This is a genomic window from Bradyrhizobium sp. CCGB12 (assembly GCF_024199845.1).
Classification (GTDB): Bacteria; Pseudomonadota; Alphaproteobacteria; order Rhizobiales; family Xanthobacteraceae; genus Bradyrhizobium.
The window spans coordinates 1-21,598 of record NZ_JANADO010000002.1 but is presented as its reverse complement, the minus strand read 5'-3'; the positions used below and the strand labels follow the sequence as shown (position 1 = coordinate 21,598).

The window sequence follows — 21,598 nt, the reverse complement described above, 5'->3', positions numbered from 1 at the left end:
GATCAGATCCGAAGGGCTTCGCTTGTGAGGTTTTTTTGCCGCGGGCTCGGTTTTCAGAGAACTACACTGCGATGCCGCATTCGTTCATGCTCCGACCGCTTTCCTTCAAAAGCTTCCAAATCCGCAAGTGGTTCGCAAGCTTTGCATTAGGCCTGCCTGCAATCAGGATCGCGCTGGTCATCAGCGCTGCGCCGACGAGGAAAAGGAGCAGCTGGAACACGGTGCGATGCCTGAATTGCCTAGAACGCTCAATGCCGGTGCCTACATGCGCCGAAATGCTCGCGAGGCCTAGCAAAGCAACGACCATCCACCAAAAGAGGGCTGTCGCCGCCAGCGCGAGCGGCTGCTCATCGATATCATGAGCCGCTCGCGGCCGATTAGAAATGCAACGTAACACAGGCTCGTCAGTATACAAGGATGGTCGTGAACCAGCGAGCATCTCGGCCGGGCCGTAGCCGGTATCGCCGATCAGCTTGCGCGGCCAGATGCCGAGATCGTCTTTGAACGCGCGCGATCATGCGAGTAGCCGATGATCAGCATGCGGATCAGCAGCTCGGGGGCGATCGATGGCCACGCGTCTCGTTGTAGAAAGAGCGCAGCTGCTCGCGCAGGCCGACAGATCGACGAACTGGTCGATCGACCGCAGATGGTCCGTTGGGACATGCCGCTCGAGGCTGAACTCGTAAAAGCGTGGCTCCTGCGCAACTACCCGGTCATCAGCTGCCTCCGCACCCGCGAAAGAGCTGAATACGGGAGTCACCGCCGCAAACGGGAGCTTTTTCAACGCCATCGGTCGAAAGCGGACGAGGGCCACAAGCGCGAATCCAACGGACGAGCAGGTTGCGCCGGCCTTTACCGAATTGGACTCGGTCGGGCTTGAGCATCTCGTATCGCTCAAACGGCCAGAAAACCGAACATCTTGCGAAGTCCTGGACGATTTCAGCACATTCTATCGAGCGCACGATGCGATGAAGGGCTGATCGGAAACTTTGCTTCCGCAGTCTTGGCAGCCGAGGTTCGTTGGAACATGTCGCCCCACGTCGAGCGCATTCACAGCGATGAGCGTCTCCCGGCCGAGGCCGACGTCGTCATCGTCGGCGGCGGCATCCTCGGCTCCACGGCCGCCTATTATCTGGCGAAGCGCGGCCTCTCCGTGGCGCTCCTCGAGAAGGGCCACGTCGCCTGCGAACAATCGAGCCGAAACTGGGGTTGGTGCCGCCAGCAGAACCGCGACCGGCGCGAACTGCCGCTATCGGTGCTCTCCATGCGGCTGTGGGACGAACTCACGCGCGATATCAATCGGGACCTTGGATTTCGTCGCTGCGGTCTCGTCTATGCGACCCATGACGAGGCTGTGCTCGCGGGCTGGGAAAAGTGGCGCGAGGTCGCCAGGGAGTACGACGTCGATACCCGCGTGCTGAGCCGGGCGGAGGTGGCCGAGCGCGTCCCCGAAGCGCGCGACAAATGGGTTGGCGGGACCTATTCGGAGCGAGACGGCAAGGCCGAACCTGCGCTCGCCGCGCCGGCTATCGCTGAGGGGGCCAGAGTTCTGGGCGCCACGATCCACCAGGGATGCGCCGCGCGGGCGCTCGACTTGGCCAACGGCAGGATTGCGGGCGTGCACACGGAAAAGGGCTACATCAAAACCAGCGCGGTGCTGTGCGCCGCCGGCGCCTGGTCCTCGCGCTTCCTTCGGCCGCTCGGGATCAGTTTCCCCCAAGCGAGCATCCGGCAGACCGCGCTGCGTTCTACCCCGACGCTCAATATCGGCGAGGCGGTCTCGACACCCTACTGCACGATCACGCGCCGACTGGATGGCAGCTACACGCTTGCGATCAGCGGCAAGGCGAACCTCGAAATCACGCCCCAAGCGATTCGGTATAGCCGGGAATTCATGCCGCAATTCTTGCGTCGCCTGAAGAACGTCAGGCTCGGCGTCGGCCAATCGTTCGTTTCGGGGCCGGATTCGATGTCGGCGCTGCTGACCAACGACGATCGGATCTTCGAACAGAAACGCGTACTGGATCCTCCGCCCTTGAAATGGCTGGTGAGCCAAGTGGTGGAGAGTGTCCGCAAAACCTTCCCCCAACTCGGCGAAATAGAGATCGATAGCGCCTGGGGCGGCTTCGTCGATTGCACGCCGGATGCAGTGCCTGTGGTGTCGCAGGTGGACGGGGTGCAAGGCCTCGTCCTCGCGGCGGGCTGCTCGGGTCACGGCTTCGGTTTGGGCCCGGGGCTCGGCTATCTGGCCGCAGAGCTCGTCGTAAACGACACGCCTTGCGTCGATCCCACACCATTCCGGCTGTCGCGTCTGGTCGACGGCTCGAAGCTGGACATCGCCGCCATCTGAAGATCGAGCTGGAAGACGGGCCTGACGCGCACCGTGGCGAGCAAAGGAATTCGGAACAGTGCTCGAATATCCCTGCGTGCGGGACCGCGATTTGGCAATTCCTGAGGGCGTTTCCTCCCCAACTTGAGCCACTCCTTCGGAGTGGCTCTTTCGTTGTGGACAAGACGATTTGGTTGATCGAGGTAACTCGGCCGAAGATGCACCGTTTGGGCACAGACGAAAGCACCGACAGCTCGCCGGCCGATGTTTCAACGGGCAGACTTCATTTCCAACGGAGGAACGACCGCGCCGGCGTTCATGATGTCCGCCGGATCAAAGGCGGTCTTGATCCGGCGCATCGCCGCGATACGCCCGACGTCGCCGTACCGCTCCAGAAGGTGCTTCTTGAAACGACCGACGCCGTGCTCCGCGCTGAACGTGCCGCCGAGCGCCGCGGCCGTGTCGTAGAGTTGCAACGAAAGGCTGCTTTCCATCCGCTTGGTGAATTCCAGGCGGTCGACATCGGGAGGAACGAGCACGTTGTAGTGCAGATTGCCGTCGCCGACATGGCCGTAGACGGACAGTTCAAGGTCGGCGTCATACGACCGCACCTGCGAGCCGGCCAGATCGAGAAAGCGCTGAATGGAGGAAAGCGGTACCGAGATGTCGTGCTTGACGGATCCGTTCCGGCGCTTTTCACCCTCGGGGATGGTCTCGCGGAGCAGCCACATCGCGGTCCGCTGTGATCCGCTCTGCGCCAGCAATGCGTCATCTATCCAGCCGGACTCGATCGCCTCGGCCAGAACCGCTTCCATCAGTTCGTCGAGATCGAGATGGCGTGATGAAGAGGCGAACTCGACGAGGACAGCGCCTGATGGGCCCGCTCGCAGGGAGGGCGGGTCGGTCATTGCCCCGGTCCCGAGCACGATGGAGCGGGCCGCCATGAATTCGAACGTGGTCAGCAGGTCTGCGGATTCGCGACGGACCAGAGCTAGAAGCTAGGGCATTCCGAAGAAACCAATGCCGAATGGCTACGATTATCGGCAGCTTGCGCCGCGCGTCGAACCCCTTCATCGCGAGGCCGTCAGGACTTCAGAGGAGCAATCGATGGCTTTACGGGTAATCTGTCGCGGCTTGGTGCTCGAAGTGGGACGCCGCCCGTTTGCCGGGTTGCTACCGGTAGCCAAGACCGTAGGTTGCCCTATGCTGAAATGAAAAGCGGCTTATATTTCAACGGAGATTGACTGACACTCTCTCCGCCATCGCGCTGTCTTCCAGCGTATCGGACCGGTTCGACGGCCGGCGGCTCTTGAAGCACGAACCTGGCAGCGTGTGCCGGGATGTTCATCAGCTGCCAGGAGATTGCGATGCATTCTTCGAGAACCATGGCTGCGGCCGTGGAACGAGGATTGCGCATCATCGCGCCATTGGTCTCGCGAGTTGCAGGCGTTAGAGCATACGGTGCGGTTGATGCCTCCGGCCTATGGAAGCCTTACGTCAAGCGGCAGAAGAACGACACCACGGACGTGGGGGCAATTTGCGACGCGGTCACGAGGCTCAACATGCGGTTCGTGCCGACCAAGACGGTCGAGCAACAGAGCTGTCTGATGCTTCATCGAACGCGCCATCTCTTCATCCGCCCCCCGTCGGGCGTCGGGGTGTCGAGCAGTTGCTCCCCTGGCTCACGAGACTGCTGATGCGCCGAGCCACCAAGGTTGCTGCGATCGCGCTCGCCCGCTGCCCATAATGCCCTGCGCGGATCAGGTCCCTGTCAAAAGCACGCATTCGAAGATGCCATGGCCCATGTGGGTTGTCCCGACCGCCCGGATCGACCGGCGCTGCATTACGTGCTGTTCGCCCTCCCAACCGTTACGTCACACCGGGTCCGGCGCGATAGGTTACGCCTCGAGCGCGACGGGCTCCCTGTAGCTCACCCCTGGCCATCATGGCCCATGCCATCCGCGCAATCTGTTGGGCGGCGGCCTCGCCAGTTTTCGACACGCTGTCGCGCTGCATTGGCACCAACTGCACAGGCGAAAGAAGGTTTCCGAGCACGGGCGAAGAACTACCACTGCAAGTATTGTTAGTTGGTGCCGGTGCCCTCACCGTGGCTGTGGGTCTCTGCCGTCCTGTTCAGCTTTTTGATCTATCTCAAGAAGCGCACGACTGAAGGGAAAATGTTGTCTTGCAGCAGGAGTGCGGCCATGGATGAGTTCCTGAAGACGTGCGGAAGGTTCGCTGCCGTGACGCCTCCGGCCATGACGCTCCTGCTGTCGAAGTCCCTCACGTCGGATAGATCGCCAAGTCCAGTGGCGGACCGGCAGGTCCACGCGGAAATAAATGGCAAGGCAATGGCGGTGGTGACGGTAGCCCGAACGGCAAGGACGACAAAAACCGCTGATCTACATTCATTGATCGTTCATTGAACCTGTCCTATCAGCCCGCTTTCGTTGGCAAGTCGGTAGGAGGATGACTTTCCTTGACCAGCTGGAGCGGCGGTCGATTGCTGGATGCCTACCGCACTGCCAAGATCGAGACGATCTTGGCGTGATCTGCTGCGGCTGCGTCCACAATCCGGCGCGATAACCTTCAGCCGTTCGGCGAGGGAGCGCTGATTTCAAACATTTTGCGGGAGGGCGTTGTCAGCGCGGCTCTAAGATTCAATGCCGCTAAGGAAATCTCGTCGCACCCGTGCGGCCCTACGGATTAGGTTCTAATGGTCATTTCCATGGTGGCGCGCCTCAATCCAGGAGGTCGGTTCACTGAAGCATCGCGAGCTCGTGGGCTACCTTCAGCGCATAACTTAGCGCATTGGCCGCCCAGCGTCCGACGTTATTTGCCCGAGGCAGGGCTTCCGCGCCAGGGCGGATTCGAGCTTGCGGATATTATTCTGGTTTAGCCGTTGGCGAGTTGCTTCGTCCGGTTCCTGCTCGAGGTCTGCCTCTCTTGAATTTGCTCGGCTGCGCCCGAGTTCGCAACCCTTCCAACTCTGAATACTCGGAATGAAGCCGGTCGAAACGCTGTTTCAGAACAGCCGTGCGATCATCAGCATCCATCGTATTGCGCCCACGACGCACAAGGAGACCCCGAAAATGCGTTGATGTGGCTGCAGTTCCTACTGAAATGTCGCGAGCGCTTAGCTGATCAACATCTCCGGTCAGACGCGGACGCCCGAAAGTAGACCACAATTGTCCTTCTCGTCTCGAAAGCGGACCTCGCTCCGCACTCGGTCGGGGCAGCATCGGGCCATATGGATTCATCGTAAGACTTAGTTACCGCGGAATTAGCCGCAGCAAATGTCCTTGCCGTTCGGCGGCCACAGCGTCGAGCGAAGTCGGCGGAGGAACGTCCAGCACCCTTTCTTCAAGGGGGTCGGGACGGTTCATAAGGATTGATAACGCAGAGATCGTGTGACCACGTGGGCAACCCTACGTGCCTACGGCGAGGGGGCGCTCGTCCGGGGGTGCGGAAGCTCCAGCAGATGTTCAAGGCTGGACAGATTGGAACTCGCGGGGCGCCGCGATCGTTGCTTGGCCGCGGCAGCAATAGCGAGTAGGAGAGCGCGTGAACCGACGCCAGCTTATTCAAGGGTCGGCGGTACTGCCGGCGTTGCTGCTCGCTTCGCGAAGCGGTTTCGCCGCCGCTCGTCCGTCGGACGAGGCGTTCGGGCCGTCTGCGGTGAGGGACCTGGCTCGTATGCTGGCGGGCAAACCGTATGAGCCGCCGGACGAGAAGCTGCCGAGCGGATTGAAGGACCTCGACTACGATCAGTATCGTTCGATCCGCTTCCTGCCCGAGCGCGCGCTCTGGCGCGGCAAGAATCTTCCGTTCGAAGCGCAGTTCTTCCATCGCGGCTTCTTCTACAAGAACAGAGTCAACATCTTCGAGGTCGCCGAGGGCAAGGCCAGCGAGTTCAAGTATCGCAAGGCGGACTTCTCCTTCGGCGAAAAGGTCCCGGCGTTCGAAGACATCGATCTCGGCTTCGCGGGCTTCCGCATACACGCGCCGATGAACCGAGCCGACTACTACGACGAGGTCTGCGTCTTCCTCGGCGCGAGCTACTTCCGCGCCGTCGCCAAAGGGCAGACGTATGGGCTATCCGCTCGCGGGCTTTCGATCGATACGGGCGAAGCCAAGGGCGAGGAATTTCCGCTCTTCAAGGCCTTCTGGCTCGAGCGGCCGGCGCCAGGAGCGACATCGTTGGTGATCCATGCTCTGCTCGACAGCAAAAGCTGCGCAGCGAGCTACCGATTCACCGTACGGCCCGGAGACACGACGGTCTTCGACGTCGAGTTGTCGGTTTACCCGCGCGTCGAAATGCAGCGGGCCGGGCTCGCGCCGATGACCAGCATGTTCTTCTACGGTCCCAACGACCGGAACGACATCGACGATTTCCGCCCGTCCGTCCATGATTCCGATGGGCTGGCGGTTTTCAACGGGAAGGGCGAAAGCCTATGGAGGCCGCTTAGCAACCCCCGCGATCTTCAGATCAGCACCTTTCAGGATCTCAATCCGCGCGGCTTCGGTTTGATGCAGCGGGAGAGAAACTTCTTCGCCTATCAGGACATCGAATCCAGCTTCGAAAAACGCCCAAGTCTCTGGATGGAGCCGATCGGGGATTGGGGCGAGGGCGGCGTCATGCTGTTCGAGATCCCCACCAAGGAGGAGGTCCACGACAACATCGCCGCATTCTGGCGGCCTAAAAATCCACTACAGGCAAAGGGCGAACACAACTACACCTATCGGCTGCATTGGGGGCCCGATAGCCCAAAAGCGCATTCGCTCGCCAGATTCACGCGAAGCGGGATCGGGGCGAAGGGTGAGGATGCGCGCCTCGTCGTGCTCGATCTGCTCGGTGATAACCTGAAAGGCGTCGATCCTGCTGTCGTCAAGGGTGTGGTGACGGCGGAGAAGTCCCAGGTGAAGAACATCGTCACGCAGCCCAATCCCTACACCCCTGGTTGGCGGCTGAGCTTCCAGTGCCAGGTGAAGGGGGAGCCAATCGAGCTGCGGGCGTTTCTGGCCGAAGGCGACAAGCCCTTGTCGGAAGTTTGGGTTTATCGATGGGCACCCTGAGCACAGCACCGCAACCGATCGCCAGTGACATCGCAAGCCAGCGCCTGTTGCCGCGCGAGTCCCCCCTTCCCATGGCTCCCGGCGATCTCGGCAAGAACCGGGTATCGGAGCGCGTTCCTGCGCCGGTCGCCAACACGATGGTATGGCGGCGCAGCGTCATCCTCCTCTCAACGGCGGCGCTCACCGGGGCGGGCGGGTATGAGATGTATCGTGTGCTGCAGGTCGGCGGCATCACCGTCCTCGAAGCAATGGTGTTGGCGCTCTTTCTGCTCCTGCTCGCCTGGGTCGCCTTTTCATTCTCGTCCGCGGTGGCCGGCTTCTTTGTGCTGCTGGCCCACCGTCCGGACGAGGATGCCGTAGCGTCCGGCACCGAACCGCCGCCCATCGCAAGCCGCACCGCCATGCTGCTTCCCACCTACAACGAAGATCCACATCGACTGACGGCCCGGCTGCGCGCGATCATCGAATCCTTGAATGCGACCTCAAACGGAACGCTGTTCGACTGGTTCGTTCTGAGCGACAGCACCGATCCGGACACCTGGGTCGCCGAGGAAAAGGCGCTGCTCGCTTTACGACAGGCCGTCGGAACGCCTCGGCTGTACTACCGCCACCGCGCCGACAACACCGCGCGCAAAGCCGGCAACATTTCCGAGTGGGTCACACGGTTCGGCGGCGTGTACGACTTCATGATCGTGCTCGACGCGGACAGTCTCATGAGCGGGGAGACTATCGTCCGATTGGTACATGCCATGGAGAACAATCCGACCGCGGGGCTCGTCCAGACGCTTCCAATGATCGTCAACGCGCGAAGTCTGTTCAGCCGCGTTCAGCAATTTGCCGGGCGTCTGTACGGACCGATGATTGCCGCCGGCGTCGCCTGGTGGCACGGCTCCGAAGGCAATTATTGGGGACACAACGCGGTCATCCGTGTGGGGGCGTTTGCCGAAGCGGCCGCGCTACCGCAGCTTCGGGGACGGAAGCCGTTCGGCGGGCACATCCTCAGCCACGATTTCGTCGAGGCCGCGCTGATGCGGCGGGCCGGGTGGGGCATCTACATGCTGCCGACGCTCGGCGGAAGCTACGAAGAGGTGCCGCCTTCGCTGCTCGATTTTGCGGCCCGCGACCGACGCTGGTGTCAGGGCAATCTTCAGCACCTCGCTGTCGTCCCTTCCCGAGGCCTCCATTGGGTCTCACGCCTGCATTTCATGGTGGGCATAGTGGCCTATCTGACGGCGCCGCTATGGCTATTCTTCCTGCTGCTGGGGATGCTGATCTCGCTGCAGGCCCGCTTTGTGCGACCGGAGTATTTTCCGAAGGGTTTCTCGTTGTTTCCGACCTGGCCGGCCCAGGATCCCGTGCTCGCCATCTGGGTGTTCGTCGCCACCATGGGTCTGCTGCTGTTGCCGAAGCTGCTCGCCCTGGCCCTCGTCTGGACGCGGCGATCGGTACGCAGACAATTCGGCGGCGCGTTGCGTGCATCTGCCGGGGTTTTCGCGGAGATCGTCGTGTCCGCGTTGATGGCGCCCGTGATGATGATTTTCCAGTCTATCGCAGTCTTCGAGATCCTCGCCGGGGGCGATGCGGGCTGGCAGACGCAACGGCGCGAGGACGGCGCGGTGGAGCGCCGCGAGCTCTACCGGAAATACGGCATCCCGACCGCGTGCGGCATTGCCATGGCAGCAAGCGCTTACGCCGTTTCGCTCCCCCTCCTGCTCTGGATGTCACCGGTCGTCTTGGGGCTGCTGTTTGCCGTTCCAATAGGGGCGCTGACCGCCAGACCTGTGCTCGGCAAGCTGTTCGCCACGCCGGAAGAAGGAGCGCCGCCTCCGGTCCTGCGCCGAGCGAACGAATTGAGCGCGGTGGCGAATATAGGGATCAAATCCGCGCTGGCGGAGCTGCGCAACGACGCCGCCCTTTTAGCCTTTCACGTCGCGCAGTTGCCGCCTCCTCGCGTCGTCCGGCCCGACGCGATCGACGCCAACTTGGCCGTCGGCCGCGCAAAGATCGATGCGAGCGATACCTTCGAGGAGGCCGCCGCGCATCTGTCGTCTCGGGAGCTTCTTTCGATCTTGAATGACGAGTCGGTGCTGTCGTCGGTGTTGCAGAAGCGATGAACACGCCATAACGCTTGGAGACGCGGTCTAGGCTCGAACCAGAAAGTAGTCCCCTACTTCTGCGTTTGATCCGTTTCCGCCACCGGAGCGATCGAACCGTCGGTCGGCGACCCGGGAAAATCAATACTCCCTTCGCGGTACGACCTGCGAGAGAGCCTTGACAGCATGATCGGAGGGCGACGGCATGATCGAACAGCTCGAGGACAAATCCGAATGCGGCGAGGTCCTGTTCGAGCGCTCCATCATCGTAGCACTTGAGGATGATTGCGTCGACTTCGCGCTGGGACGTTAGCAGGTCGTCTTCTGACCCGGCATTTCGAATGCCGAGATCACTTCGAGGATGCGGTTGCGGCGGCTGGTGTTTCGTCCCGTTCGTCGCGATTCAGATACCGTCGTAGCCAGGCGGCGACAGAACCGATCCCGGGAAGAAGTCGCAGGGCGAACCAGGAGTAGTCGCTGTACTTGTCGAGAACGTCCGCTCCGTCCCGTTGACGACTGCCGCGGCGCCCCGGCGCACAGAAGGTCCATCTCCTTGCCCGACTCGGGCTTCGTGATGTGCGCAGCGCCGGCGCACGTTGTGTGATCGTGTCGCGGACAGCGAAAAGCTGCCGATAGGAGGCCGCCACCTCGGCTTCGGACAGTTCGTTTCTGGCCAAGATGAGATGGTTGACGCTGATGGTGTCGGCTTGTCCTCCGGCCAGACCGGTTTGGCGTTGAAGACACCGCCAGGGATCTCCTCGGCTTCGTAGCGGGCGTGCTTCAGGGCGATGGCCTCGGATGCTTCGACGGGAAGACACTTCGGAGCTCCTCGCGACCGCGAAGTCGCGGCGAGCGCGTCGGTAGTGATCTTGCTGTCGAGCGGACCGACGGCGAGATACGCGTCGAGAGTGGCGTCTTGCGCAAGCTTTTCGGTTTCTTCGGTCCCGAATTGGGCCGTCGCTACCTTGTCAGGCTCGATGCCGGAGCCGACGAGACCGGTGCGTAGGAGGGCGAGGTTGACTCCCGTCCTTCCGATAACGCCGACTTCGTGACCGGCAGATCGGCGATCTCTACGACCTTTCCTGTGACCTTCTTCTTCGAGGCTTTGCCAAGTCGCCCGGAGGGTGACCACTGGGCGACGTAATCCTTCCGAAGGCTGCCAGGATCTGCGCGTCGGTCGTTATGTCAAGGTCGCCGCGACCGATTGCGAGATCGGTTTGCCGGCGCCCAGCACCTCCCGTCGTGATCGGCGAGAGCTTGACCGTCCTGCTTGCCTCACTGAAAGCATCGGCTATCGCCTGGACCACCTGATGGTCGTCGGTCCCTGATGGACCGACGGCGATGCGGAGGGTCTCGGGCTGCAAAACGAAGAAGAGGGCGGCCGCAGCGGCGCTGAAAACAAGAAATCCCAAAGCCAGCAGGATCAGCAGCCTTCGTTGGCGTCGATCGTGAGCACTCTTGGCTGGATCGGACGGTAACATCGGCAAAACCATTGAACAAACGCCCGGTTGGAAACGACAGGTGCGCCGCCGCGAGGCGAACCGGTTCCCGACCGGAATGTTCCGTCGCGACGATGCGTGTGGCTGCATGCGACAGCAAAAATAGGCCCTTTCTTCTGGGCAGCCGGTGGGACTGTGCCGTTGATTTCTTGGACGAGGGGTGGGGGAAGGAAAATTCGGAAAGAAAGCAGGACGAGTTCGCGCCCTCCAAACACCAGTAAGTTTAGCAAGAGGGCTTCGTCAAACCTGTCCGGCGCCCAAGCAGGCGGCTTAGCAACAAAAAAAGCCTACGTGATCCTCACTGGTGCGGTGAGCCCAGCGTCGCCACGGCATCCGCTATTCCCGGCGGATCTGCATAGGTAACCATGTGACCGGCATTCTCGACCAGCTGCAGCAGGGAGCGGGTTAACGCCTCGTGCAGGCGGCGCGATTGGCTGGCCTCGATGAGTCGGTCATCCTTTCCGTGCACGATCCTAACGGGGCACTGTATGTCCCGATATTGACGCTGCAACTGCGCGGCAGCTGGGATAAGGAACGCGCTCTCCTCGGCGGCCGCCCTCAACTGCTTAGGTCGGAGAGTCAATGAGATCGGAAATTCGTTCTTGAATTCCGGCGGAATAGCACGCGGCGCGAACAACGTGCGCATCAGCTTCGGCATAATGGCCCACGATATGATCGGCGAGATAGTGTAGCGCATCAGATCGCCGAACAGTGGCAACGCCGGACCCGACATGAGCCAAAAGTCCATCCGAGAGGTTGGAAAATAATAGCCGGACACAAGCACGAGCCCACTCACGGCGTAGCCGCTTCTCAGCGCCAGCGCGATCGCCACCAGCGTTCCCCAGGAGTGGCCCAGCACCACGGGATTGCGCACTCCAAGCTGATCAAGCGCCTGCGCGAACAAGGAAGCTTGCGTTGTGGGCGTCCAGATGCGCGTACGCGGGCGGGCGCTGTAGCCAAATCCGGGCCGGTCGAAGCAAATGACGCGATAGTTGTGCGCCAATCGGTCGACCAGACCACTTAGGATGAGATCCTGAATCATGGTGCCATTCCCGTGGAACAGGACCACGCAAGGCGCGCCGGCATCTCCCCGTTCGACATAGTGTAGGCGCACCCCGTCGCACTCGATGAAGTCGCCGATCGGCGGATTCTTTCGCTCCGCCGCCACCTGAAATGCGATATTGCCGAGTATCAGAACGACAAGTACGGCCAAAATGATCAGCAGGACCGTTTCAGTTGTGGACATTTGTCAATCCTTAGACGGTACGCGCCGGCGCGGTATTCGACGGGACAAACCCAGGATCCTTGGCTCGAAAGGCAACAGGCGCCAAGTAGAGACTCATTACGGGCACGCGCTGGTTCACGACGAGGGAGCGGAATCGACAATTGGCCTTTCAGTCGAAAGCAAGAAAACCCTTGCAGGGGTGAAGCTTTCCGTCATCGTGCCACCAGAGCCGTGAGCCCTCGGGACGGCCCGATGTCCCAAAACGGAAAAGCGGACATTTCTTTCGAATGCTGCCCGAACATATCGATCCGTCTGCTTGTAAATTCGGAAATGACGGTGAACCATTCAGCTGGCGACCTGATCGCCGCAAACCTCAGGCCGAATTCAAAGGCAAATTGTGCGTTGGCCAGGGCTATTTCGAGCAACTTCGCCTGATAAGCCTGGATGTTTACCGTCGCTGAAGCGAAGGCTTTCATGCTCTGACTGAGGTTATCTGGTATGGCATCCACCCGAGTCTCAATGATGGGAGCCTCGTGTTTTGGATCGTCATGCAGCTTGAGAGGCGGTTCAATTGAGACTGCCGCAACAGAGCGAAGTAGATTCTCTTTCGGGCTTCTCACAATGGCCTGCTTGTTCCGTTGGGGCCGCGCGACCATTTTCGGATTGCGAACGCGTTTTGACGCCTTACGTTTGCTCATCTGAGCTCCAAGAAAATGGGGGACGACCACAACGGTCATTTCTGGAAAGACAACAGGGTTCGGAAGTGGGCGTTCCAAACGCGCGAATTGTGTGTGAGTTCACATCGCGCATTTTGATGTTGATGATGGATTTTAGATAGCAGCTCCAACCCACGAGCGCCGACCTTGCGACCCGAGAGATCCATGTCGGCGGTCAGTCTGAGAACAGTCAGCCCCCCTCGTTGTGATCTGCTGCTGCCGATGCGGCGCGGCTCGGGTTTAGCACCCGTAAAGAGAAGCCGTCGGTCGGGTAGAGGGAACGCTGCTCAATTTCCCAAGTTTTGCATCTGCACCGTCGCTCTACTGCGATTGAGAGGCAATGCCCCGAGCTAAAGAGCGTGCCGCAGCGATTATGCGAGAATATCACAAAGCCGAGACGGAACTTATCGGCAAGGCTGTTGTGCTTACGGACGGTAAGGCAGGGACCGTCGAGGGATTATTTTTAGACGAAGCCCACGGCTTGCGGCTTTCCGTCGCTGGCCATCCTGGAAAATGGCCTGTCTCAACGATCAAGCTGGTGCAGAAGTGACGAAGACTGAGCTAATGCGGCGCCGGTACGAGTTGAGCGAGCGACCCGCAGCGCGAACTGTTCGGGCGCTTGGCAGATGGGCTCGCTATAGAGGTGAGCTCGTGCAGGTGGTGAAGGGGCAAGACAGGCGCTCAGGTCCAGCGGCCTGGACAATGTCGTGACCCTCCGGGCGGCCCGAGCGGAACTACATTCTTAGCCGCATCAATCGACGGCGTCTATCCGCCTGGTACCAAGTTACTTCAGGGCACCTCCAACGGCCGCGGCGTGAGGGACGTCGACAGCAGGCGCGTCATTGCCGGAAGCATCACAGCGAAGCAAACCCTCCGCACGTTTTCAGGAATTCCCGGCGGGTCTTCATCTTGGGACCGCCCTAAATTACGTCGCGGCCGATGAGTGCATGCCGCGACTGTTTACTGCTGGCGTGCCCGAGCTTCCTGATTCACATGCCTTAATGAGGTTGCGATACCTCCGGCGCTCGACACTGTGGTAAGCCCGAAGCAGAAGGTGACCTAGGCCATCAGAAAGCCAAAGGCCACCTGGGTTGAACCCAAGTTCTTTGCCGACGTCGAGTACCGGGATATCACCTCAGAAGGCCTGCTGCGCGAGCTCGTTCCGGGGGCTGACACTCAAGAAGTAGCGGGCACTATAAGCACCGAAGGCCCCACCCCGGGGGAAGACTGAGGCCCATGGAGATGGTCCCACCGGGGCGCGTTGTGGTGACCTAAGAATAAACCCGATAGAGAAGCCGTCGTTCCTGCAAGTCTCAATATCGAAGAGTCCTTGAAGCCTAGGATAGCAACAAGCGACTACATGACCGATTTTGGTATGATGGCAGAGTTCTTTCGGAAACTCCTTCACCTTCGTTGAAGTCACGCCTGACGATGAATCGGCAAAGCAGCTCTGGATAGCCGCCAAGCCGTCACTGGCCGTGACCCTTGTGCTCGCAGAGGTGCCTGAAGGCTGGAGGGCTACGATCCTGCCGGCATTGATTACGGACGACCAGCAGGACGCTTTCGAAGAGTTGGAGCTTATGCCGGGAGACGTTTACCGGCTGAACCACAAGTAATAGTAACACGCCTTCCCGGCCGCCATTGGACAACTGGAGCCCGATGAACAAGCGTATTGACGAGGCGGCGCGCGCCTATGAAAACCTCGAAGGGCGAGACGAAGACTTCTGGCACCCCGCAAAGCAGGAACTGCTCAACGTGGACAGAGGCTCATCTTTGCGGACTCCAGACTCGCTATAGAGCGAGGATGTGGAAATACATGGTGAGGATTATCGTCATGCTGAGTATGATGATGCCGATAAAAACCGGCCCATCACTTCTCCTTCCGAACGCCCTTGAACTTCTTCGCGTTCTTCTTGACGGCCATGAACTGCCCGCCCATCTTGTTGCGCTTGGTTGAGGTCTTAGTCAGCGGATTCTGAGTTGCGTCCGCTTCTTCACAGCGCCCTTCGGGTATTGTCGCCGGTAGGTCTATTGACAGCCATTGTGTCCAAAAACATTCAAAGCGGCGACCGCTCATTGGTTCCTCATAGGAACACCGCCTCCTTGTAAGCATTGCTTCTCGGGTAGTCGCCGTTGCTCGCGGGAAGACTGCCCGCGGTATGCCTGCGGCCTTTGAAGGGGAGCCGCGCGCTCAGTTTAGTGGAGTACCGGACATGGACCCGGAAAAGCGTGTGACGAAGGCGGTAGAGCAAGCTCAGAGCATTCTGGCCCGTTATGTCGAGCCCGGCCCTCGGGATTGCGAGAACACCATAAGCGAACTCATGGACGTGCTGGACGACGAGGCCGTGGTCGAAGCCGTTGAGGAAACGAAAATGGAAAGCCGACACCCGAGCAACTCGCGGAGCTCAAGCGGCTGAGTAACCTCGCCCGGACCGAGGACTGGTCTGAAGTGGTGAAGTCCAAGGAAGAGGCTGACACCCGCATCCGCGACCTTCAAGAAAAGGCGAAAATAGAATGATGCCCGATAAGCCGATCAATGGTGTCGAGCCCCAGCGCTCCGAAGATGACATCCAGCGTGAACAACTTGGCCCCCGTGGCGTGCCTGGCAAAGAAAGTCCAGCGAAGATGACGCCTCAGCGGGAGAAGAAAACGCCAAAGACTGTCGATCCGGGCCACACGGCATGAATCCGATGGACACATTCAACCCCGGTATTCCTTGTCGCGTACATGACAGGCTCAATGACCAATCCATCGAATGGAGACCTCAATGGGCCTCGATGTATCGCGTACGGCGTGAAATGGGATGAAGGCGTGGTATCGACATATGTCATTCGCTTCGATGAATGCCTCCACCGCCGCGGAGAGATCGATTAGGCACCTCTGGGTTCACTCCCTTCAAGGGTGCCCTAGCGCCACCGAAAGGATCGTGAGGAGACCAATGGCGGCTATTGCCCAAGCCAATAGATGCATCATCCATGTAGGGCGATGAATGGCCATTGCCTGCTCCTCCGGTGCAGCTCCAATGGAAGGCAACTACCGAGCTTGAGAGGGATGTTTGATCTAGGTCAAGCTCGTGTCCCGATAACTCTGTCGTCCGTCCACTCTCTTCAGGCCACACGAGTTCTCGGCCTGGGGTGGCTGGTCGAGGCCGCTTGAGCGGGGAGCTGTCGCCGGTCCCCCGTCGCAAGACTGTTTTAGGAGGCTGTGGTGATGGATAGCGGATTTATGACCGCATCGACCTCTGGGGGACGCCCGACGCATCGCAGAGAGGGCTAACCCATCAGTCTGGGCAGCTCCAAAAAAGCCCCAGCTTCAGGGCGACGAAACTGGGGCCTCTTGAGGCTGCCCTTGGGGAAAGCAGCGTTACCCTTGGGGAAGGGGCATAGGCAAACTTGGCAATCGGTAAATCGTTCCACGCCTTGTCGCCGTTGCCCATTGTTGCCATTGGCCGATCCGGCGCCGGACTTCGCTATTGCATCCGAGGTGAGGGACGTCGATCTCGGTCCACTCCCTCAGGGCTCCGGCTGCGAGCCAGTCCGCTCCTTCAGAGCTGCGCGCCCGCGCTGCTGCTCGATCGCTCGCTCAACCTCATCTGCCAGCTTGGAAAGTTGGTCGGCCAAGGTGGTGTATAGCGCTCGCTTCTTGGGCTCTGTCGCGAGGTCACGCACAAGCGCGGCCTCTGCAGCGCTCGTGCGTAATTTCTCCAGGCTGGCTTGCATGTCCTTCATGACCGGATTCCTCTCAGAGGGAGTGGAATTGAAGGATTCCGAGCGTCTCACTCCAAGGCAGCGGAGAACTATGCGACGAGACGATGGAATGTTCGGAGGCGGTCGCACCGAGGAACATCGCGCGCGCGTCGCTCCACTTCGTCGTTTTGAAGTCGAAGAGCTTCCAATGAGTTGGGAAGTGAGTTCGTTCAACCGTTGGCCAAAAGAAGAATCGTACGAGAGTCCTGCCTCAGCCACCCCCGAAGGCCACTCAACGGAAGAACTCCAAGGTAAATCAGGGCGGGCGGAGCGTCATTCACGCATGTGAATCCTATCGCGGTCTAAGCAGTTCCGAAAGGCGGAACCTGTGCTCGTGCAATCCCTTCCAGCGTGGGTGCAGAGTCCGTCCGGATCAAGCAGCGGTACGGCAGCGCGGGAACGCTTTGCCAATTGCCGAGTTTTCCCGATGCCCTTCTCCAAGGGCGACGACCCCATTTTGGCCCCAGCTCCACCTTGATGCCCCCCGGAGCTGGGGCTTTTTTTCACATAAGCAATGAAAGAGGCTCCCAACCAACTGGGCAGCCTCAATTCTTAGTTAGTGGCTTCTTCGAGTCCTCGGCGACCATCTCGATAAACGGGGGCAGTTCTCCCGTACGATCCTTGAGGTCGGCAGCGCGCTGGATCAATCCGGACGCAACCTGCGGGTCCTTTGTTGATTTGGCCATTCGCAACAGCGTTGCTGCGGCCTCGCGAGCGAAAGAGGTGTAGCGCGGCACGTGTCCTATCCCGTCAGAGTCCCCTGGGATGATTCAGAACCACGAAAAGCGTTCCAGCACATTGTGCAAAAGTGTACACAGCACCAAAAAACCTCAGCTCGGGCTGGCACTAAGCTGAGGTTGTGTCGGCATCACGTTGTCGAGGCATGATTCGAAAGCATCAACTTTTTTCCTGATCCCTGGTTCCCCCAGTGCATTGCTACGGTGCCGGCTGCTGAGACTGGATTGCCGCGGCGCGGTGCCTGAAGTAGTCGAGTACGAACAGCCGGATCGCGGACGATAGGTTGGCCTGGTGGCGGCTGCTATCGATCTCGCCGACCAGCTCCGACAGCGTCATGCTGCGCAGGCCGCAGATCTCCTTCAGGCCATTCCAGAAAGCCTCTTCCAGGCTAACGCTGGTCTTGTGCCCGGCGACGATGATCGACCGTTTTAGGATGAGGGATCTCATGGCGTATTCCTCGCGCTCGATCCGGCGTAGGAAGCTACGTACCCCTCCCAATTATTACCACGAATTTCTGACGGGGTCTGGCGGCACATTGGCATGGCAGACCAAGGAGCGGCTCCCGGTTGATGGCGCGCCGAAGCCTAAGCTTCGCGCCCGGTCGAGGCGCCCCGAGTACGCAGAGGATTCCGGGACATCATCAAGATACTGCGCGGGAAGCTGAACTAGCATCGCGCCTTTGGTGGGCGCGGGCGTCAGCCCGCGTCACAGCTCTCGCGACATCAGTGGACGTCCGGTTCTTCACCTTGAGCTTCTGCCGGCCACCACGATATGGCCGATAGCGGTGCTTGGAGACCAAACCCTCCAAGCCATGCGGCAGGCGGCCTGAACAAGTGGGGCCCGATCTCGCCTCGCTCTGATCCCCGTCCGGCCAGCGAGCCAGCAGTTGCTCCAGATTTGCCTTGCGCATGTGGAGCTGGAAGGGGAGTAAATTTTCGCCGCCCACCGAAAGGATATCGAAGGCATAGAGCTGCACTTCGTGCTCAAGCTTGCGGGAGTGCAAAGCGTTGAAGTCCGAAGTGCCATCGACCCCGAGGATCACGGCCTTGCCATCGATCACGAAGCGCTTCTGTCGGTTCTTCAGGGCTGCCCAGCGGACCAAGTATAGCGCTTCGTCCGGTCCAGGCCATTCCTGGGAGCAGGCGCACGCGTTCGTTCTCCCGGATTACCAGCATGCGGTAGCCCTCATGCTTTACTTCGTGGATCCGATCGGGGTCTGAAGGGTGCTTGGCGGCAGTCGCCAGGCAGAGCTCGTACGCCATACGCATGGGCCGGAAATAAGATTTCTGGCGGTTTTTACCAGTCGGGAACAAATTGCAATCCGGCGAATTGGCTTTCCGCTCCGGTGCTCACCTGATCCCCCTTGGCGCCGGAGGCCAACGGCCTCAGCTGCCAGCCCAGCTGGGGCCTTTTTTCGGCCCGCATTTTCTACTCGCGCTTCGCCGCTGCACCCACGCGCGAGGTCGACAGCGAACCTAGCAACTGATCAGCTCGCTCCCTCGTCAAATTGGCCGCCATGTACTCCCCGATTAGTGCTGGGCCCTTGCGTTCTCGATCGTAAACCATCCAACCTTTGCCGCCCATTCGCACGAAATATCGATTCTGCAACGGAACTTCGTCAGTCAATGGAGCGCGCTCCGGTTTGCCCAGCATTAGCAGGGAAGCATTCCCTCTTATGGATGCATTTGCATATGTGAATCCATCGCGGGAAAAGGTGGCAGGACTAGCGCATTTTCATTATAGAAACCGGATCGGACCGATTTTCGTTGGGTGTTCGTCATTAACGATTTGAGGAGTGCGGCATGACGCAGCTCCGCCGGCGAGCGAAGCAGATTCGCTCCCTCGAAGAACGCATGGCCGACCAGGCCGCCAAGCTCAAAGAGCAGGCCAATCAGCTGCCCCCGGGGAAGGATCGCGAGGTGCTGTTGAAGCGGGCTAGGATCGCGGAGACCGGCGTGGGTACGTTCGCCAGGCTTGCCCGAAAAGCATAGTTGAACGGTTCCATTCGTGGTAGTGTACACCATCACCGGCCGAGGCTCTGCCCGTAGACGTCGGTGGCTGAGAGACCAATGGCGCTCCCGCCTGCACCGATTCAGCGGGAGTCCCCATGGACCAAAAGGAGCGGCAAACAGCTATCCAAGCGCGCATTGCCGAACAGATTGAGACTATTGCCCAAGTTATTTAAGGCAGGGCGATCGCAGAACAGCGATTGCTCCAGGCCCTTGAGGCTCAACTAGCCGCTGAAGAGGTCACAACCTCTCGCCTTGAGAAGGTGGCGCGGAACAAAACGTCCGAAAGCGAACAGAACGGCTCGCGGCAAACGTCTAGTCTTGCGATGCTTGGCGATCCCTTACCGCCAAGCAAACCTCCAACGGCCTCAGCATAGGGTTGTGCTGGGGCCGTTTTTACGCGTGTGCATGCCCATGACAGACCTGGCTCGGCAGGCTACGGCTCATATTCCTGGCCTACCAAACACAGCAGATCATGGACGGAACGGCCCCAAGCCCAGAGAGTAATCGACAACCGCACTTGGAAACGCAATCAAACCACTCAAGACGGAAGTCCAACCAACCAACCGAGAGCACTCGTCGATCCAAACACGAGCACGCCACTCAGAAGCAGCGGTCCGACTATGAGAAACGTAAAAACGCGTTTCACAGGTCAGTGCCTCGCAAAAAGGCGGTCCATTCGGAGCATGGTGACTCGTATAACCGGGGTTGTGTTAACGCTGCACGAAACCGAATGCGACAAACGTCTGCAAGGCCAAATGCGGTCCTTGGCGGGAGCCCCTCGTGAGGTCGGCTAAGGTCATGAGCTTAGATCAGCGAAATTAGCCGATGGTGCGCTAGTCGGGAAAATGCCCAACGGAACGTGGCTGTGCGCTAGGTATCGCCTAGCACGTCCAAAACGAAATGAATGGGCTGAGGCTGAGGAGCGTGGCCAGCGGTGAATGACTGCTTGGCCCAGCCCTTCTCAAAGTTCACCCATATGGGTGGGTACGCGGGAACGTCGAAATGGGCAGCTTCCCGAAACCATCAGGGGGCGGGATCGGCAACCCTCCGCCAAAGCCCGAGTCCCATGGGCTGGGCCCATGGTGGAAGCCACCACGTAGAACTTGCCCTAGGTATTGCACCTCCAACAGCGCCGGTCAGGATACCACCCAAGCACGCTTCCGAGTGATGCCTCGTTGCCGACGGTGCCGTAAGGCGTGTCGTAGCCTTGATGCCGTAGTTGCTCCCATTCGTGTTCGTGGTTGCGCGGCGCTGAGCAAGCTCCTTGAGCCTCTTGTGGGTCTCTACTGCCTGGCGTAGCGCTGAGTTCATTCTTCGTCCGTAGACTGAATCCGAAGGACGATCTCCTCGTCCTTGGGCGTGGGCGTGCGAGTAGCCTCCTTGTAGAGTTCGTGCAGGTCTTCGCGCTGGTCAGCGGCTGCCAGCAGCTCGACCGCATCACGATAGGGGGCGTCCCCCTCGAGGATCGATGCGTCGTAAGTTCGATCCCGAGTAGCGTTCCTACTCGGAGCGTGGTTTGCACGCCGGCGATAGGGAGCGACAAATGAAGCTTCTCACGATCGTTGTCACTATCTTGCTGAGCACCTTTTCGGTCGCCATGGCGCAAAGCTCTGGAGGCAGTTCAGGGTGTTCGTCGTCCAGCGGCGGCGCGAGTTCAACTGGTACAAGCGGCGCTGGTAGCTCGGCGTTATCGAATGGGACCACACTAAGCGGAACAGGTGGGTCCAACGACTAAAGGCCACAGAACAGAGAAACTCGGCGCAACAAATCCTGATCAAGCCGGGGGGGATCTCGGTCGACGTAAATACGCCAACTGCAGACGCCGCAGTCCGGCAACTAGGAGACACTCATCCTGGCATCTTCGGCAAGGCGCGCGCAGCAACGAAGGCGGTTGCCTAGGAAGGGCCGCTAGTGGATTTAGCGGACTCCAACTAGTCCACTTGGGTACAAGGACAACTTCCCGCGGTGACGGGTGTCTCTTCCTCGCTATTTCCCTTCACCTTCGGATCGTTCATTGTCGCAACCGGATTTGTCGATCCAGGATGCTCAAGCACCTTGGCACGAAAGGAGTTGCCGCCGCCCAATTCCGCGTTTCCGTCTGCACCCGAGAAGCGAACTCAGAAGGACAAACCTGTCGCTGTCGCCGAGACCCCAGAGCTCGCCG

Annotated in this window: 17 protein-coding genes and 4 pseudogenes; 10 read left to right on the top strand and 11 right to left on the bottom strand. The window is 59.9% G+C overall.

Translation table 11 applies throughout. From position 1 onward, the window contains the following. Nucleotides 1–61: 61 nt before the first annotated feature. Together NLM27_RS41365 and NLM27_RS41360 are read right to left on the bottom strand one after the other, a co-directional pair. A complete protein-coding gene (locus NLM27_RS41365; RefSeq protein ID WP_254149089.1) occupies nt 62–415 on the bottom strand; it encodes a hypothetical protein in 354 nt (117 codons plus the stop codon). 107 nt (nt 416–522) lie between these two features. Next, nucleotides 523–760: pseudogene (locus NLM27_RS41360) on the bottom strand (hypothetical protein); the annotation flags it as partial. A 267-nt stretch (nt 761–1,027) separates the two neighbouring features. On the opposite strand from NLM27_RS41360, the gene NLM27_RS41355 reads away from it, so the two are divergent. After that, a complete protein-coding gene (locus NLM27_RS41355) occupies nt 1,028–2,350 on the top strand; it encodes an FAD-binding oxidoreductase (RefSeq protein ID WP_254149088.1) in 1,323 nt (440 codons plus the stop codon). A 248-nt stretch (nt 2,351–2,598) separates the two neighbouring features. On the opposite strand, the gene NLM27_RS41350 is transcribed toward NLM27_RS41355, so the two are convergent. Then, entirely contained in the window at nt 2,599–3,291 is a 693-nt protein-coding gene (locus tag NLM27_RS41350; RefSeq protein ID WP_256570478.1) for an FAD-binding oxidoreductase, read from the bottom strand. Nucleotides 3,292–3,733: 442 nt separating this feature from the next. On the opposite strand from NLM27_RS41350, the pseudogene NLM27_RS41345 reads away from it, so the two are divergent. The 4 genes and pseudogenes from NLM27_RS41345 to mdoH form a co-directional block, all read left to right on the top strand. Then, nucleotides 3,734–3,969 (top strand): annotated as a pseudogene (locus tag NLM27_RS41345) (IS110 family transposase); the annotation flags it as partial. A 537-nt stretch (nt 3,970–4,506) separates the two neighbouring features. Next, nucleotides 4,507–4,730, top strand: a pseudogene (locus tag NLM27_RS41340) (hypothetical protein). Between the two features lie 1,163 nt (nt 4,731–5,893). Next, the gene (locus NLM27_RS41335) at nt 5,894–7,405 is read left to right on the top strand and encodes a glucan biosynthesis protein G (protein WP_254149086.1); all 1,512 of its coding nucleotides are present in this window, start codon (nt 5,894–5,896) and stop codon (nt 7,403–7,405) included. Then, nucleotides 7,393–9,519 (top strand): glucans biosynthesis glucosyltransferase MdoH, encoded by a 2,127-nt coding sequence (gene mdoH, locus NLM27_RS41330; RefSeq protein ID WP_254149085.1) that lies wholly within the window; start codon nt 7,393–7,395, stop codon nt 9,517–9,519. The genes NLM27_RS41335 and mdoH overlap by 13 nt, the downstream gene beginning before the upstream one ends. A gap of 169 nt (nt 9,520–9,688) precedes the next feature. On the opposite strand, the pseudogene NLM27_RS41325 reads toward mdoH, so the two are convergent. The 3 genes and pseudogenes from NLM27_RS41325 to NLM27_RS41315 form a co-directional block, all read right to left on the bottom strand. Further along, a pseudogene (locus NLM27_RS41325) lies at nt 9,689–10,979 on the bottom strand (TRAP transporter substrate-binding protein); the annotation flags it as partial. A gap of 316 nt (nt 10,980–11,295) precedes the next feature. After that, the gene (locus tag NLM27_RS41320) at nt 11,296–12,243 is read right to left on the bottom strand and encodes an alpha/beta fold hydrolase (protein ID WP_254149084.1); all 948 of its coding nucleotides are present in this window, start codon (nt 12,241–12,243) and stop codon (nt 11,296–11,298) included. Between the two features lie 191 nt (nt 12,244–12,434). Then, nucleotides 12,435–12,920, bottom strand: coding sequence for a Phasin protein (locus NLM27_RS41315; protein WP_254149083.1), 486 nt, complete (start codon nt 12,918–12,920; stop codon nt 12,435–12,437). 358 nt (nt 12,921–13,278) lie between these two features. On the opposite strand from NLM27_RS41315, the gene NLM27_RS41310 reads away from it, so the two are divergent. Continuing rightward, entirely contained in the window at nt 13,279–13,488 is a 210-nt protein-coding gene (locus NLM27_RS41310) for a PRC-barrel domain-containing protein (RefSeq protein WP_254149081.1), read from the top strand. Nucleotides 13,489–14,597: 1,109 nt separating this feature from the next. Then, a complete protein-coding gene (locus NLM27_RS41305) occupies nt 14,598–14,735 on the top strand; it encodes a hypothetical protein (RefSeq protein ID WP_254149080.1) in 138 nt (45 codons plus the stop codon). A gap of 73 nt (nt 14,736–14,808) precedes the next feature. On the opposite strand, the gene NLM27_RS41300 is transcribed toward NLM27_RS41305, so the two are convergent. Then, on the bottom strand, nt 14,809–15,015 hold the full coding sequence (locus tag NLM27_RS41300; RefSeq protein WP_254149078.1) for a hypothetical protein: 207 nt from the start codon (nt 15,013–15,015) through the stop codon (nt 14,809–14,811). Nucleotides 15,016–15,151: 136 nt separating this feature from the next. Between NLM27_RS41300 and NLM27_RS41295 the strand changes: the two genes are divergently transcribed. Then, the gene (locus NLM27_RS41295; RefSeq protein WP_254149077.1) at nt 15,152–15,355 is read left to right on the top strand and encodes a hypothetical protein; all 204 of its coding nucleotides are present in this window, start codon (nt 15,152–15,154) and stop codon (nt 15,353–15,355) included. A gap of 97 nt (nt 15,356–15,452) precedes the next feature. After that, nucleotides 15,453–15,623 (top strand): hypothetical protein, encoded by a 171-nt coding sequence (locus NLM27_RS41290; RefSeq protein WP_254149076.1) that lies wholly within the window; start codon nt 15,453–15,455, stop codon nt 15,621–15,623. An 827-nt stretch (nt 15,624–16,450) separates the two neighbouring features. Here the strand turns inward: NLM27_RS41290 and NLM27_RS41285 are convergent. The 4 genes from NLM27_RS41285 to NLM27_RS41270 form a co-directional block, all read right to left on the bottom strand. Further along, nucleotides 16,451–16,666 carry a hypothetical protein gene (locus NLM27_RS41285; RefSeq protein ID WP_254149075.1) on the bottom strand — a complete coding sequence of 72 codons (216 nt, stop codon included), beginning with the start codon at nt 16,664–16,666 and terminating at the stop codon, nt 16,451–16,453. A gap of 563 nt (nt 16,667–17,229) precedes the next feature. Further along, on the bottom strand, nt 17,230–17,421 hold the full coding sequence (locus NLM27_RS41280; RefSeq protein WP_254149074.1) for a hypothetical protein: 192 nt from the start codon (nt 17,419–17,421) through the stop codon (nt 17,230–17,232). A gap of 199 nt (nt 17,422–17,620) precedes the next feature. Next, entirely contained in the window at nt 17,621–17,869 is a 249-nt protein-coding gene (locus tag NLM27_RS41275; protein WP_254149073.1) for a ribbon-helix-helix domain-containing protein, read from the bottom strand. A gap of 193 nt (nt 17,870–18,062) precedes the next feature. Continuing rightward, nucleotides 18,063–18,482 (bottom strand): hypothetical protein, encoded by a 420-nt coding sequence (locus NLM27_RS41270; protein WP_254149072.1) that lies wholly within the window; start codon nt 18,480–18,482, stop codon nt 18,063–18,065. Nucleotides 18,483–19,224: 742 nt separating this feature from the next. On the opposite strand from NLM27_RS41270, the gene NLM27_RS41265 reads away from it, so the two are divergent. Continuing rightward, nucleotides 19,225–19,413 (top strand): hypothetical protein, encoded by a 189-nt coding sequence (locus tag NLM27_RS41265; RefSeq protein WP_254149071.1) that lies wholly within the window; start codon nt 19,225–19,227, stop codon nt 19,411–19,413. Nucleotides 19,414–21,598 lie beyond the last annotated feature (2,185 nt).